General features: G+C 53.3%; 13 protein-coding genes. 8 read left to right on the forward strand and 5 right to left on the reverse strand.

The window, feature by feature from the left end:
- Window positions 1-4 precede the first annotated feature (4 nt).
- The 3 genes from K355_RS0100930 to groL all read left to right on the forward strand — a co-directional run bounded on the left by K355_RS0100930 (window position 5) and on the right by groL (window position 3,774).
- On the forward strand, window positions 5-1,471 hold the full coding sequence (locus K355_RS0100930) for a hypothetical protein (protein ID WP_022730233.1): 1,467 nt from the start codon (window positions 5-7) through the stop codon (window positions 1,469-1,471).
- A 296-nt stretch (window positions 1,472-1,767) separates the two neighbouring features.
- Window positions 1,768-2,055 (forward strand): co-chaperone GroES, encoded by a 288-nt coding sequence (groES, locus tag K355_RS0100940; RefSeq protein WP_022730235.1) that lies wholly within the window; start codon window positions 1,768-1,770, stop codon window positions 2,053-2,055.
- A 60-nt stretch (window positions 2,056-2,115) separates the two neighbouring features.
- On the forward strand, window positions 2,116-3,774 hold the full coding sequence (gene groL / locus K355_RS0100945; RefSeq protein WP_022730236.1) for a chaperonin GroEL: 1,659 nt from the start codon (window positions 2,116-2,118) through the stop codon (window positions 3,772-3,774).
- 142 nt (window positions 3,775-3,916) lie between these two features.
- On the opposite strand, the gene K355_RS0100950 is transcribed toward groL, so the two are convergent.
- Window positions 3,917-5,011, reverse strand: a complete 1,095-nt coding sequence (locus K355_RS0100950; RefSeq protein ID WP_022730237.1) for an NADH:flavin oxidoreductase/NADH oxidase — start codon at window positions 5,009-5,011, stop codon at window positions 3,917-3,919.
- Window positions 5,012-5,298: 287 nt separating this feature from the next.
- Between K355_RS0100950 and K355_RS0100955 the strand changes: the two genes are divergently transcribed.
- Window positions 5,299-5,814 carry an Hsp20/alpha crystallin family protein gene (locus K355_RS0100955; protein WP_022730238.1) on the forward strand — a complete coding sequence of 172 codons (516 nt, stop codon included), beginning with the start codon at window positions 5,299-5,301 and terminating at the stop codon, window positions 5,812-5,814.
- An 88-nt stretch (window positions 5,815-5,902) separates the two neighbouring features.
- Here the strand turns inward: K355_RS0100955 and K355_RS0100960 are convergent, their stop codons facing one another.
- The gene (locus tag K355_RS0100960) at window positions 5,903-7,015 is read right to left on the reverse strand and encodes a PLP-dependent cysteine synthase family protein (protein WP_022730239.1); all 1,113 of its coding nucleotides are present in this window, start codon (window positions 7,013-7,015) and stop codon (window positions 5,903-5,905) included.
- Between the two features lie 212 nt (window positions 7,016-7,227).
- On the opposite strand from K355_RS0100960, the gene fliN reads away from it, so the two are divergent.
- Both fliN and K355_RS0100970 read left to right on the forward strand, forming a co-directional pair.
- Window positions 7,228-7,527, forward strand: coding sequence for a flagellar motor switch protein FliN (fliN, locus tag K355_RS22805; RefSeq protein WP_022730240.1), 300 nt, complete (start codon window positions 7,228-7,230; stop codon window positions 7,525-7,527).
- 185 nt (window positions 7,528-7,712) lie between these two features.
- Window positions 7,713-10,049 carry a glucose/quinate/shikimate family membrane-bound PQQ-dependent dehydrogenase gene (locus tag K355_RS0100970; protein WP_022730241.1) on the forward strand — a complete coding sequence of 779 codons (2,337 nt, stop codon included), beginning with the start codon at window positions 7,713-7,715 and terminating at the stop codon, window positions 10,047-10,049.
- 79 nt (window positions 10,050-10,128) lie between these two features.
- Here K355_RS0100970 and K355_RS22810 read toward each other — a convergent pair whose 3' ends face one another.
- The 3 genes from K355_RS22810 to K355_RS0100985 all read right to left on the reverse strand — a co-directional run bounded on the left by K355_RS22810 (window position 10,129) and on the right by K355_RS0100985 (window position 11,863).
- On the reverse strand, window positions 10,129-10,899 hold the full coding sequence (locus K355_RS22810; RefSeq protein WP_022730242.1) for a tetratricopeptide repeat protein: 771 nt from the start codon (window positions 10,897-10,899) through the stop codon (window positions 10,129-10,131).
- Window positions 10,900-10,910: 11 nt separating this feature from the next.
- Window positions 10,911-11,267, reverse strand: coding sequence for a DUF2794 domain-containing protein (locus K355_RS0100980; protein ID WP_022730243.1), 357 nt, complete (start codon window positions 11,265-11,267; stop codon window positions 10,911-10,913).
- 170 nt (window positions 11,268-11,437) lie between these two features.
- A complete protein-coding gene (locus tag K355_RS0100985) occupies window positions 11,438-11,863 on the reverse strand; it encodes a hypothetical protein (protein ID WP_022730244.1) in 426 nt (141 codons plus the stop codon).
- Between the two features lie 492 nt (window positions 11,864-12,355).
- On the opposite strand from K355_RS0100985, the gene K355_RS0100990 reads away from it, so the two are divergent.
- Entirely contained in the window at window positions 12,356-13,006 is a 651-nt protein-coding gene (locus K355_RS0100990) for a DUF2659 family protein (RefSeq protein WP_022730245.1), read from the forward strand.
- A 74-nt stretch (window positions 13,007-13,080) separates the two neighbouring features.
- Entirely contained in the window at window positions 13,081-14,415 is a 1,335-nt protein-coding gene (locus K355_RS0100995) for an outer membrane protein assembly factor BamB family protein (protein ID WP_028791194.1), read from the forward strand.
- Window positions 14,416-14,471 lie beyond the last annotated feature (56 nt).

The raw sequence follows: 14,471 nt of genomic DNA on the forward strand, positions 1-14,471 counted from the left end.
TGTGATGCGGCGTGGGTTTGCTGTTTTTGTGGTCTTTTTGCCAGCCCTTCTTGCGGCATGCGCACAAGGCACGCGCCCAGTGGGCGATCTGGCGACGTTATCGTGTGATGCGCAACTTGCCTATATTGATGCGTTGGTCGCCCAAAACGGTGTGAGGAACGCGTCGGCTTCACCGGTTGCCGGGTTCGCATCTCTTCGGGCCAACCGGAACTCTGTTTTATTGGCGCGCCAGCTTGATGAAGATGGTGACGGGCAGGTCGATCAACCGGATCGTTGGCGGGACTTTATCGCACAGATGCGTGGCCTTGATCGCGACGCACGGCAAAGTGAAATGGCCAACCTTCCAGTTGTATCAGGTGTCTCTTTTGATCAGATTGAAGCTTGTGCCAACACAATGGCCACGTCTCTGATGCCCGATCAGTATCCGGTGCTGTCTGCAGCGGTATTTGTGCCTGATGACTATCTTGATTTTCAGCGCATCGCGGGTCTGTATCCGATAACAGCCTTCGCGGCCTATTTCGGATATGAAGGCTGGAAGCAGGAGAACTTTGCAAGTTTTGAGCAAAGGGGGGAGGACATTGCGTCGTTGGGAACGTGGTACGACTATTTAGTACCCGACCAAACTGATGACGGTTTCAACGACATTACGCTGGATGCCTTTGGCCTGCTGCAGCCAACGGGTGCCGAGCTTGAAAAACTGGCGCGGGCCTATGCGCCGGTTTTTCGGGTGAGAACGGGAAGTGAGAGTGACAAGGTTGGACAGCCGACCTTGCCCACGCGTGATGCTTTGGCCGTCGTCGATACAGATCATCCAAATATCTATTATCGCCTGAGCCATACATATTTTGCCGGAAAATGGCGGCCGCAAATCGTTTATGAGATCTGGTTCCCGGAACGCCCGGCCACCAGCCGGTTTGATATTCTGGCCGGGCATTTTGATGCGCTGGTCTGGCGGGTTACCCTTGATGATGATGGCACGCCATTGATCGGCGATGCGATCCATGGTTGCGGCTGTTATCACATGTTTTTTCCAAGTAACCGTTTGCAGCGAATCACCGCGCCAGAGGATAACGACATTCGCGAAACGGCGGAAATGCCCGCGAGATATGTTGATCAATCGATCTTGAAGCAGCCTGTTCTGTGGATCGATGAAACCAGCCACTATCTTCTGAAACTGACCGATGCCCGGGCTGACACAATGGCTGGTAATATGATCAGGCAAAACGCATCCCTTCGTCCAGCACGGGACTTGAGCCAGTTGCCGTTACAAAACGGGCAGGGCACGGCCAGCCTTTTTGATGAGGATGGATTTGTACCCGGCACGGAACGGCTGGAATGGATTTTACTCTGGCCGATGGGGGTTGAGAAACCCGGTGCCATGCGCCAATGGGGGCATCATGCAACGGCGTTTGTCGGGCGGCGGCATTTTGATGAGCCAGACTTGATGGATCGGTATTTCACGCCGCGCTGATCTGAACCCGTGATTGTGTGCCACATTATTGCCTTTTGCGCATTGCGATGGCGCGTGATACCTCTATCGAACTGGCCCATGCTGTTTATGGCGGCACCATGGCAGCCAAGGCCCGATTTGGGCCAATGTCGCCGAATTCATGATATTTTTGCGACGAACACGCCAATCCTATTGACAAAAATCACCCACTCCAATACATCCTGTTAGCACTCGCCGGGGGTGAGTGCTAATACGGGCTCATCCCGGTTAGTCGTAGTTTTAAACGAGCCTTTAGCTTTAACACGGAGTTGTCTAAAATGAAGTTCCGTCCGCTGCATGATCGCGTCCTGGTCCGTCGTGTCGAGTCCGACACCAAGACTGCCGGTGGCATCATTATTCCGGATACCGCGAAAGAAAAACCGCAGGAAGGCGAAGTCGTCGCTGTGGGTTCTGGCGTGCGTAAAGATGACGGCTCTGTCGTCGCGCTTGACGTCAAATCAGGTGACAAAGTCCTGTTTGGCAAATGGTCAGGTACCGAAGTCAAGGTTGACGGCGAAGAGCTGTTGATCATGAAAGAGTCCGACATTATGGGCATCATGGAATAAGTCAGCCCTTTGGGTGATTTATGTCCACGTTCATCCGTCTCATAGAGAGGAAAGAATATTATGGCTGCTAAAGACGTAAAGTTTTCTACCGATGCACGCGCTAAAATGCTGCGTGGTGTCGACATCCTGGCAGATGCTGTCAAGGTGACGCTCGGCCCGAAAGGTCGTAACGTTGTTATCGAAAAATCCTTTGGCGCACCGCGCGTGACCAAAGACGGTGTTACCGTTGCCAAAGAAATCGAACTTTCTGACAAGTTCGAAAACATGGGCGCACAGATGTTGCGTGAAGTTGCCTCACGTACCGCCGATATGGCGGGTGACGGCACCACCACTGCAACCGTTCTGGCTCAGGCGATCGTGCGTGAAGGCAACAAGTCTGTTGCTGCGGGCATGAACCCGATGGACCTGAAACGCGGTATCGATCTTGCGACCAACAAAGTCATCGAATCGATCCAGAGCCGTGCACGTAAAGTAACCGGCCGCGATGAAATCGCACAGGTTGGTAACATTTCGGCAAACGGTGACCGTGAAGTTGGCGATATGATCGCTGAAGCCATGGAAAAAGTTGGCAACGAAGGTGTTATCACCGTCGAGGAAGCCAAAGGTCTGCACACTGAACTCGACGTTGTCGAAGGCATGCAGTTTGACCGTGGTTACCTGTCGCCGTATTTCGTAACCAACCCTGAAAAGATGGTTGCAGATCTCGACAATCCTTACGTTCTTCTGTTCGACAAAAAAGTTTCTTCGCTGCAGCCGATGCTGCCGCTTCTTGAAGCTATTGTTCAGTCGGGCAAGCCGCTTCTTATCATTGCGGAAGACGTCGAAGGCGAAGCATTGGCAACCCTGGTTGTCAACAAGCTGCGCGGTGGTCTGAAAATCGCTGCTGTTAAAGCACCGGGCTTTGGTGACCGTCGTAAAGCAATGCTTGAAGACATCGCCGTTCTTACCGGTGGTCAGGTTGTTTCCGAAGATCTCGGCATCAAACTTGAAACCGTTACGCTCGACATGCTCGGCACCGCGAAATCGATCACCATCACCAAAGAAGAAACCACCATCGTTGATGGTGCTGGTGAGAAAGCACAGATCGAAGCACGTGTTGCCCAGATCCGCGCTCAGATCGAAGAAACCACTTCTGACTACGATCGCGAAAAACTGCAGGAACGTCTTGCGAAACTCGCAGGCGGTGTTGCCGTAATCAAAATCGGTGGCGCTTCGGAAGTCGAAGTTAAAGAACGTAAAGACCGCGTTGACGATGCCCTGCACGCAACCCGCGCTGCTGTCGAAGAAGGCATTGTTGCTGGTGGCGGTACGGCTCTGCTGTACTCTGTCCGTGCTCTTGAAGGTCTTGAAGGCGAAAACCACGACCAGACCATCGGTGTGGACATCGTTCGCCGTGCGCTTCAGGCGCCGGTTCGCCAGATTGCTCAGAACGCAGGTGTTGACGGTGCGGTTGTTGCCGGCAAGCTGCTTGAGCAGGATGACGTTGAATTTGGTTACGACGCCCAGAAAGGCGAATACACCAACCTCGTCAAAGCTGGCATCATCGATCCGGCCAAAGTTGTTCGTACTGCCCTGCAGGACGCAGCATCGGTCGCTGGTCTGCTGATCACCACCGAATGCATGATCGCTGATAAACCGGAAGATAAATCTTCTGGCGGCGGCGCACCTGACATGGGTGGCATGGGTGGTATGGGCGGCATGGGCGGTATGGGCTTCTAAGCCTTACCAACCAACCGACCTATTTGCTACGGAAAGGGGCCTCGCATTCGCGGGGCCTCTTTTCTTTTGTTCTTGGCCCTAAAACAAAAAAAAGCCCCGCCACAATCTGTGGCAGGGCTTTGTCTTGAGCGCGACTAAAAGGCTAGCCAAACAGCTTTTTCAATGCGCGTGGCTGACACCGCAAATACTGGTTGGCGGCTTTGACTTCGGCCCCCAGTGTTGCAGCCGCATGCCAAGGCCAGCGCGGGTCATACAGAATACCGCGCGCAAGGGCGATGGCATCGGCTTGGCCGGTAAAGGTGATGGCTTCTGCCTGTTCTGCCTCGGTGATCAGGCCAACCGCAATCGTAGTAATGCCGGTTTCTGATTTGATGCGATCGGCAAAGGGGACTTGATAGTTCGGGCCAAGCGGGATTTTCTGATCAATATGCAGGCCGCCCGATGAGACGTGAATGAAGTCGCATCCACGTGCTTTGAGGACCTTTGCCAACTCAACGCTTTGATCAATGTCCCAGCCGTCCTCAACCCAGTCACTGGCCGATATGCGCATGCCGACGGGGAAGTCCGTACCGACTTCGCGGCGGACTGCGTCATAAACTTCGAGCGCGAAGCGCATGCGGTTTTCAAGCGATCCACCATATTCGTCATCGCGCTTGTTAGAATGCGGGGACAAGAATTGATGGAGCAGATAGCCATGCGCGCCATGGAGTTCGATGGCCTCAAACCCGATGCGAAGGGCGCGCTTTGCGCTGTCGGCAAAGGCTTGCACAATTTCGGCCATGCGTGACTTGGAAAGGGCTTCGGGGGTTGGGTCACCCTGTTTAAACGGGACTGCCGACGGTGCAACAACCTGCCAACCATTTTTATGGTCAGGATCAATGGCAGCGCCACCATCCCATGGTTTTTCACAGGATGCCTTGCGCCCGGCATGCGCCAGTTGGATGGCGATTGGCATGTCGGAATGGCTGCGCACGGCCTTGATGGTTTTATCAAGGCTGGCCTCGGTTGTGTCATCCCACAGGCCAAGATCGCCGTAGGTGATGCGTCCTTCGGGCTCGACCGCACTTGCTTCTATGATCAGAAGTCCTGCGCCAGATTGGGCAAGGTTGCCCAGATGCATGTCGTGCCATGCGGTGGAGCTTCCGTTGTCAGCGGAGTACTGACACATCGGCGCAATGATAATGCGATTATCGAGGGCCAGTTTCCCCAAAGACAGGGGCGAGAATAAAGTGCTCATGGAATATCCTTGATATAGGGGAGGCGGCGGGGAACCCGCCATGCAATGGGGTGAAGCTAGTCTTTGGCCGTAGACTCCGCCAGTCCCAAAGTCAGTTTTTCCAAGGAATGGAATGCCAGCGGAGAAAAATCAAAAAAAGATCAAAAAAATGCATCTGGCGACTTGCGGAAATTTTCACCCGATCTATCTCAAGGAGGCAAAGGGGCATGGTGCCCTGATACGCGTCACGGTTGCAGCCTGGTCTGGACCACCGACGCAAGGATACTCGTCTGTAATGGAGGGTTATTATGACTGGACTTCAGAACCTTAATGGATCCGCACGTCGTCTTTCTTCTTCGCCGATTGCTGCCGATCCTTTCACCCTTATTTCCCGTGGTTTCGGGCGTGATTTCGACCAAATGATCGGTTCGATCCTTGGGGATCGTGCCGTGCCGTCCAAAGCCGCGCCTGGCGCGGATGGTGATGCGCAATCGGTTTTAAGCCCGCGGATCGACGTCCATGAAACCGACGATCATATTGAACTGTCGGCCGAACTTCCCGGTGTCGAACAAAGTGATGTCGATGTTTCGGTTCTCGAAGGTGTTTTGACCGTCACGGGGGAAAAGAAAACCACCCGTGAAAGCAATGAAGGTGCCCGCGTTGTTGAACGCAGATATGGTAGTTTCAAGCGGTCGTTCCGTCTTCCCGACACCATTGATGCCGATAATATTGCCGCATCGTTTAAAAATGGTGTTTTGACACTTACTCTTCCAAAAGTTGTGGAAGAAAAACCTGAGCCGCGCAAAATTACTGTCAGCGGCTAGGTCTTACCTCATCCTCCCTGAACTTGTCTTCTCTGTGTTGCCTGACGGGCGGTTTTTACCGCCCGTCTTTTTTGTGGCCGTCAGGGATTTAAAGTGATGGATGGCGGGCGCAGTTTTCAAGTGGCATATCAAAAATCCCGGTTTGATCAAACTGGTCGAGTGCGTCATGCCAAGGTTTAAGATCAATTCCCTGAGCCTTGATCCAATCAGGATTATAGTAAGTATCGCGATATCGATCACCGCCATCACACAGCAGCGTCACGACAGAGCCCTTTTCACCGGCCTTGTTCATGTCGCTGATCAACGACAAGGTGGCGATCAGGTTGGTGCCGGTTGAGCCACCACAGCGACGGCCAAGATGCTTTTCAAGGTATTGCAGGGCGGCAAAGCTTGCGGCATCGGGAATGCGATACATCCGGTCAACGACATTTGGGTTGAAGCTTGGTTCAACGCGGGGGCGTCCAATGCCCTCGACGCGTGATCCCTTATCCCCGGTGATGCTGCAATCACCTGTTTCATAGCCATTATAGAAAACCGAATTTTCCGGGTCGGCCACGCAAAGTTCGCAGCCTTGCCCAAGGATGCGGCCATAGCGAATGTAGCGGCCAATGGTTGATGACGTGCCGCCGGTACCCGCCCCGACAATGACCCAGCGTGGAACAGGATGCGGTTCGTGTTTAAGCTGTTCAAAGATGCTTTCGGCGATGTTGTTGTTGCCGCGCCAGTCGGTTGCCCGTTCGGCATAGGTGAACTGGTCCATGTAATGGCCGCCGAGTTCACGCGCCAGACGTTGTGATTCGTCATAAATCTGACCGCTTTGGTCGACCAGATGGCTTTCGCCACCATAAAAGGCAATCTGATCAATCTTTTGCTGCGATGTGGATTTGGGCATCACGGCGATAAAGCGCAGGCCCAGAAGACGTGCGAAATAGGCTTCTGAGACTGCCGTGGAGCCACTCGATGCCTCGATCACCGGGGTGTCTTTGGTGATCCAGCCATTGCACAGTCCATATAAAAACAACGACCGGGCCAGACGATGTTTCAAGCTACCGGACGGATGGGTCGATTCATCTTTGAGATACAAGCCAATCCCGTCAAGCGGGGGCAAATCCAACCGGATCAGGTGCGTATCGGCGGACCGGTTAAAATCGGCTTCGATGGTGCTGATGGCTTCGGCAACCCATTGGCAGTCATATGGCATGTCGCATCCTGATACTGTTTTTTTGACGTTATTTTCGATATCGGCCCAGAGATAAGGGATTATAATACAAAAAACGAGCGTGAAATTGTCTCGATACATTTTGACGAAACGTACGAATTAAAACAGATTGGGCTTGCTAACACTTTTTTCAAAGCTAACACTCTATAGTGAGTGTCGCGATTCTATCGATCTGATTAGGTGACTTGGAAATCATGGCTGACAAAGAAAAAGATCCATTTGCGGCCCGTCATGGGTCTGAGATAGGTGCGGCCTATGATGTGCCTGTGCGTGTTTCGACCGTGATTGGCAAAAGCCAGATTCAGGTGGCACAGCTGATGCGCTTAACGCGCGGGGCGGTATTGGAGCTTGATCGTCGTGTGGGCGAGCCCGTTGATATTTACGTCAACAACCGTCTGGTCGCGCGCGGTGAGCTGGTTGTGGTCGATGATAACTTGGGTGTCACCATCACCGAAGTGGTGAAAACCGGGACGATTATCGAAACCCATCACTGATCTGTTTTTACGCGATACAAAAATTCAAACCACCGCGCCAAACTGGCCGGTGGTTTTTTGTTTTACGCAGTATGGAACCTCGGCAGTTGCTAGGCGTTTGATTGCAAAGTTCCCTTAAAATGCCACATTGCAGCCCAAGGCTGTATTGACATTTACTGACCTCAATTAAAACGAGGGCGAATTCCATGCTTAATTTCCTGACATCCGGGCTGATGGCCCTGATTGGTCTTGCACTTGCCGGTGGCGGTGTCTGGCTGATCGCGGTTGGCGGCAGTTGGTACTACGCATTGGCAGGGCTGGCTTTTCTGGTTGCTGCCTTTTTGTCGTTTAAACGCAAACCTGCACTGTTGCCGTTCTATGGCCTGTTTCTGATTGCCAGTCTGATCTGGGCCGTCTGGGAAATCGGGTTTGATTGGTGGCAGCTTGGGCCGCGCGGCGGGATTACGGTCCTGATTGGCTTGTGGCTGATTACACCGATGTTTCGCAAAACGCTGACGTCGGGGAAGCCCGTGCCTGATGTCAAACCTGCACGGTCCTTCTTGCTTGAAGGAAGTGTGGTGCTGGCGGTTGTTGTTGCGGTTTATTCCATGTTGAATAATCCCCATGAAATCGCCGGACGTTTGCCCAGCGAGCCGGTAACAAGCAGCCCTGCATATGGTGGCACGGTTCCTGACGGCGACTGGCATCAGTATGGGCGTACGCCATTTGGACAGCGGTATTCACCACTGGATCAGGTCAATGCGGACAACGTTGCATCGCTCGAGCAGGCGTGGGTCTATCAGACGGGTGACGTGAAGCGCGTTGATGATGTGCCCGAAACCACCTATCAGGTGACCCCGCTTAAGGTCGGTGAAACGCTTTATCTGTGTACACCGCATAGCTGGGCAATTGCCATTGACGCAAAGACCGGGCAGGAAAAGTGGAAATATGATCCCGGCATTCCGCAAAACCCGGATCGTCAGCATCAGACGTGTCGCGGTGTGACCTATTACAAAGACCCGGCGGTAACGGAAAATGGGCCGTGTACGGCGCGTGTTTTCCTGCCGACATCGGATGCGCGTCTGATCGCGCTTGATGCGGACACCGGCGAGGTTTGCCCGTCGTTTGGCGACGAGGGTACGGTGCACCTTGAAGAAAACATGCCCTATAACCCCGAGGGGTATTATTATTCGACGTCACCGCCCGTCGCGGCGGCAGGCAAGATCATCATTGGTGGGGCGGTGAATGACAATTATTCGACCAAGTCGCAGTCTGGTGTCATTCGCGCCTATGACATTAATACTGGTGAGCTGATCTGGAATTGGGACTCGGGTAATCCCGAACAGACTGAACCGATCCCAGACGATCAGACTTATACCGCCAATTCACCCAACAGCTGGTCGGTATCGAGTGCGGATGAAGCGCTTGGTATGATCTATGTGCCACTGGGCAACAAGGTGCCTGATCAGCTTGGCATGAACCGCGATGAGAATGTGGAAACCTATTCATCCTCCATCGTCGCACTTAGCCTTGAAACAGGGCAGGTTCAGTGGGTGCGTCAGACCGTCCATCATGATCTTTGGGATATGGACGTTCCGGCCCAACCGGCGTTAATTGATATCACACAGGATGGTCAAACAGTTCCGGCCCTTGTCGGTCCGACCAAGCAGGGCGATATCTATGTCCTTGATCGCCGCACCGGGGAGCCGATTATTCCGGTTAATGAAGTTCCCGCACCGGGTGGTGCGATCCCCGAAGATTTTACGGCACCAACACAGCCGGTTTCTGATCTGACCTTTATGCCTGATCCACTGACCGAAAAGGATATGTGGGGCATGACCCTGTTTGATCAGATGGCGTGTCGTATCGCGTTCCATCAGTTGAAATATGAAGGGCGTTATACCCCGCCATCCTTGCAGGGAACGCTGGTTTATCCGGGGAATTTCGGGACCTTTAACTGGGGCAGTGTTGCGGTTGATCCGGAACGTCAGGTGATGTTTGGCATGCCGACCTATCTTGCCTTTACCTCAAAATTGATCCCGCGTGCCGAAGTGCCGCCCCGTGGTACGGAAAAAGCCAGCGAAATGGGCATCAACCGGAATGAAGGTGCTGACTACGCGGTGAGCATGGGGCCATTTCTGTCACCGCTTGGTATTCCATGTCAGGCCCCGCCTTGGGGCTATGTTGCGGGGGCCGATTTGCGCACGGGCGAGATTGCCTATATGCACAAAAACGGTACGGTCGAAGACATGACGCCTTTGCCCTTGCCGTTTAAACTCGGTGTGCCCGGTATTGGTGGTCCAATCATGACCAAGGGGGGCGTGGCGTTCCTTGGTGCGGCAGTGGATAACTATTTCCGTGCTTATGATGTCTCGACAGGTGATCAGCTTTGGGAAACGCGGCTTCCGGCTGGTGGCCAGTCCACCCCAATGACCTATGAAACCGATGACGGGACGCAATATGTGCTGATCGTTGCCGGGGGGCATGGGTCCATCGGGACGACGCCGGGCGATTACGTGATCGCTTACAAATTGGCGGAATAAACCAGCACGCCAGACTTAAAACAACAAAGGCACCTGTTATCGCAGGTGCCTTTGTTGTTTTTTGGCTATAGCTGTATATCTATTGCGCGGCTTCGTTTTTCAGGCGGTCATGGACGCGTTTGATTTCTTCGGGGCGCAGCCGTGGCTCAAGGGATGTGACGGCGGCTTTTGCATCCATCTTTTCTTTTTCTTCTGCGCCGGGGGGAAAGGTGATGTTGCCGCGCGCAGCCCGCGTGAGCCAATAATAGGATTCGGCATAGTTTTGCGCGATACCCCAGCCGCGTTCATACATGGCCCCTAACATGAACTGGGCCGCGTGCATGTTACCCTTGGCAGCAATTTCAAAATAGTGGGCGGCTTCGACGTAGTTTTGCTGGGCTCCACGGCCATGATAATATTGCGCACCGATCAGATAGGCCGCATTGCTGTTGTTTGGTGCAGCACGCAGGGCGCGTTTAAAGTATTCCGTTGCCCTGAACTGATCGTAGTTCAGGCCCCAACCATTAAAATAAAGCACCCCGATATAGTAAATCGCGCCAGCATGGTTGGCCTGTGAGGCATACATGAACCATTTGGCGGCTTCTTCGTAATTGGCGGGGCCAGTGTTGCCGCGATAATACAGCAGACCCAGCGCATATTGCGCACGTGGGTCGTCATTCTGCGCCGCCAGTCGCCACTGCGCGCGTGCCATTTCATAATTACCCGCCTGATAGGCACGGTATCCTGATTGATAATCGCCACCCGCCGTATTGGCGTGCGCATTGTTAGGGACAAATTGTGCGGTAAGCAGAAAGCTTGCGACAAGGGCAATTGCCCAACCAAGGCGGAGTTGAGTACGCAGAGATAACAAAAAATGACCGATCAGGAGTTGGATTTGAAGAGTGGGACCACTTTGCGCGCGCGGCCTTCGATGGCGTCGAGAACCTTGAGGATGTCCGAGCTTTGCTTGATCCGCTCGCCGCTGTGAAGGGCCAGATACTGTCCAGCATTTTTATGCTCGGCTCCAAGTTTGATGACTTGAAAAAGCGGTGTTTCATGTGTTGATCGGAAAATGGAAAACATCGCCATGCCATCAAGGTGGTCAATGGCATAGTCGCGCCATGCGCCGCCTGCAACCTGACGTGAATAGGTGTTCATGAGTCTCATAAGTTCAGCCCGGTCAAAATGGACAAAGCTTTTGGCTTTGCGGTATTTGGCCAAATCGAACAATGTTCCCATGTCATGCTCCGGCGAGGTTGCATTCAGACCGACAGCATCCAGATGTGACTGTCATATGACACGGTAGCGTGGATTTATCCCCGCCTCAAGTTTCAATGATCAAATAAGGCACGGTTCTGAAATCAACGACAGGATTGGGCATGAGGAAAAAAGTGCTCTCGAACAGACTGTTACAGGCTGCGCGAGCGGGTCGGCGGCCAATCAAGGGTCTGCGCACCTGTGTTGTATGGGTCTGGTGTGCGATAGCAGCTCACAGCGGCAAGCGACCGGTAACAGTAAAGCGGCGGTTCGGGGATCGGGTCTTTTTTGCAGTAGGATTTGCCATCAATTTTACGAATGGTGGAGCAATCCTGCCCGGTTGAAAGCGAGACCACATGATCGACCAGAGTTTTGTCGGTGTTGATGATGCTGACGACATCAAAAGCCAGATACCACTCAGCACCGGTAAAGATGCTGGTTCCAGCGATATCAGACATGGTTGTGCTGCATCCTGATACGCCCGTACCCAGTAGTGCGGCAAACAGCCCGGCAAGGATGCGTTGACGAATGACGCGCTTGGCATCAGCTCGGCTGTGGATAATTTGACGACGTTTCATGGTGGTCTCCGTCCCGACACCGGGCAATTTTGACCGATGACATTTAAAACTCTGTTCCCTCGAAGCCTTTCAAAGCAAGTAGCGTGCCGAAATGTGTCGGGTTGGGGCAACTATCGGTCATATGGTCGCTGCGAACAGGATTTTTAGGCGTTTGGGCGTTTCTAAGATTGATATTAGGGGCCGGGGCGAGCAAGCGTTGTGCGCAATTTTACGGAAATAGCCGTCCAGTACGACCTAAACTGCCAGTCAAAACGTGTTTTTGCGGGGTGTCAGGCAATTCTTACCGCCCTTTGTTTTGCAACTACACAGGCGTTGTCTGGTTGCCTAATCTGGCTTGAGAGCACCCAGAAGGCAAAATAATCGGCTTAAAGGTGTGAATGACGTTGAGTAGACTTGACCCCTTGTATGCAGGCGCGTTAAATCCTTGCCGGAATTAATTCTGATAAGCGGGCAAGTTGCCCGCTTTCTTGTGACCGGATTGGAGCCGTTTTCGTGGTTGATATTTTCCAGGAAGTCGAAGAAGACCTGAAGCGTGAACGCAGCGAAGCGCTGTGGCGCAAATACGGTAAATACGTGATTGGCGTCGCCGCAGTCATCGTGCTGGGTGTTGCTGGTCGCGAAGGCTGGAAAACTTACGAACACAGCACCAGCATTGAAAATGGTACGCGTCTTGCCAACGCAATTGACCTGACCCAGTCAGGCGAAAACAATCAGGATGCCGCACTCGCCGCACTTGATTCCATCATTGCTGATGGCAATGCGGACTTTGTCGCACTTGGACATTTCCAAAAAGCAGCAGTTTACCTGCGTGCTGGCGTAAAAGAGTCGGCCGTTGCTGAACTTGAAGCCGTTGCTGGCAATGGTGACATTGATCAGGTTTATCGCGATCTTGCGGTTGTCGAAATTGCCATGAACAACGCGACCCAAAGCAACGCCATGGATTTGATTGCGCGTCTTGAGCCAATCGCGGTTCCGGAAAACGCATGGTATTACTCCGCACGCGAGATGATTGCGATGCTGCATGTTGCTGCGGGCGAAATTGATGCCGCCAAGCCGCTTCTGACCGAAATTGCCGACGATAACGAAGCACCGTCGGGCATGCGGTCACGGGCAAGCGAGATTCTCAAGGCGATTGGTGCCTGACCACATCTAGAACAGATTTGGTCGGGATAACGTCCTGACCAATGCGATGCGAGCTTGAACCAGAGGATACGGTTTTGACGTCACGCGCTTTTAAGTCACTTGTTTGTGTAATGGGTCTTTCGGTCTTTCTTGCTGGCTGTTCCAGCTGGCTTGGCGAAGACGAAGCACCGCCCTTACCCGGTGAGCGTATCTCGGTTCTTGCCCTGCAAAGTACGGTGCAGCCCGATATTGATCTTAGTGATCAGCGCGTTGTCCTGCCTGAACCCGAACCAATGGTCGATTGGCCGCAGAACGGTGGTTTTCCAAGTCATGCGCTTCATCATGTCGGGCTTGAGAACGATGTTCTTGAGCAAGACTGGTCGGTCAGTATTGGCGAAGGTTCAATGGATGACAACCTGTTGCTCAATCAGGCCATTGTTGCCCGTGGTGTGATCTTTACCATTGATGCCAGCGCAGAGGTTCGTGCCTTTGCCGCCACATCGGGTAAGGAAATCTGGTCGATTGAACTGGCACCCGAGGATGAAGAAGACAGTACCCTGCTTGGCGGTGGTCTTGCCTATGAGAAAGGCATTATTTACGCAACCACTGGCTTTGCCGAAGTCATTGCGATTGACGCACCCAGTGCGACGGTCCTTTGGCGTCAGCAGGTAAGTGCGCCGATGCGGTCCGCACCGACCGTACGTGGCGGGCGTGTCTTTGCCATTACGATCGATAACCAGACCATTGCGCTTAATGCGATGAGTGGTGAGTTGCTCTGGAGCCATCGCGGCGCATCCGAAGGGGCCTCCTTTATCGGTGGGGCAAGCCCCGCTGTGGATCAGGGGGTTGTGATTTCGGCCTATTCAACGGGTGAGCTTTATGCGCTTCGGGTTGAAAATGGTCAGGTGATCTGGTCGGATGCGTTGGCGTCTGCCGGGCGTACAGATGCGGTGTCAGCGATTGCCGATATTCGCGGTTTGCCGGTGATTGATAATGATCTTGTATTTGCGACCAGTAACTCGGGTTTGACGGTCGGAATTGACCTTCGGACCGGGTATCGCGTCTGGGAACTTGAGGCCGGTGGCATTCAGTCGCCATGGGTTGCGGGCGATTATATATACGTCCTTACCAACACAAATGATCTGATTGCCTTGCGTCGGAAGACCGGACAGGTTAAATGGGTGACCGTTCTGCCACGTTTTGTCGATCCCGAAGATCAGGATGAACCGATTGTGTGGACCGGTCCGGTACTGGTCGGTGACAGGTTGATCGTTGGTAACGAGCAGGGCGAAGTAATGACTGTTTCCCCTTATAGCGGTGAAATCATCGGAAAGGACGAAGTGTCCGGTCCGATTACCTTACCGCCATCTGTTGCTGGTGACAGCCTTTACTTCCTGACTGCGGATGCCGATCTAATCGCATATCGCTGATCAGGTAAGAAAAAGTTTTCCGCAAGGTTTCCTTGCAAGATTTGCGGTGCGCCGTG

Origin of the sequence: Thalassospira lucentensis MCCC 1A00383 = DSM 14000, assembly GCF_000421265.1 — a bacterium.
Lineage (GTDB): Bacteria > Pseudomonadota > Alphaproteobacteria > Rhodospirillales > Thalassospiraceae > Thalassospira > Thalassospira lucentensis.

Coding starts and splice junctions, on each gene's coding strand:
- K355_RS0100930 (WP_022730233.1), top strand. CDS start 5: ATGCGGCGTGGGTTTGCTGTTTTTGTGGTCTTTTTGCCAGCCCTTCTT.
- K355_RS0100960 (WP_022730239.1), bottom strand. CDS start 7,015: ATGCCATATGACTGCCAATGGGTTGCCGAAGCCATCAGCACCATCGAA.
- K355_RS0100970 (WP_022730241.1), top strand. CDS start 7,713: ATGCTTAATTTCCTGACATCCGGGCTGATGGCCCTGATTGGTCTTGCA.
- fliN (WP_022730240.1), top strand. CDS start 7,228: ATGGCTGACAAAGAAAAAGATCCATTTGCGGCCCGTCATGGGTCTGAG.
- K355_RS0100985 (WP_022730244.1), bottom strand. CDS start 11,863: ATGAAACGTCGTCAAATTATCCACAGCCGAGCTGATGCCAAGCGCGTC.
- groES (WP_022730235.1), top strand. CDS start 1,768: ATGAAGTTCCGTCCGCTGCATGATCGCGTCCTGGTCCGTCGTGTCGAG.
- K355_RS0100980 (WP_022730243.1), bottom strand. CDS start 11,267: ATGGGAACATTGTTCGATTTGGCCAAATACCGCAAAGCCAAAAGCTTT.
- K355_RS0100955 (WP_022730238.1), top strand. CDS start 5,299: ATGACTGGACTTCAGAACCTTAATGGATCCGCACGTCGTCTTTCTTCT.
- K355_RS0100950 (WP_022730237.1), bottom strand. CDS start 5,011: ATGAGCACTTTATTCTCGCCCCTGTCTTTGGGGAAACTGGCCCTCGAT.
- groL (WP_022730236.1), top strand. CDS start 2,116: ATGGCTGCTAAAGACGTAAAGTTTTCTACCGATGCACGCGCTAAAATG.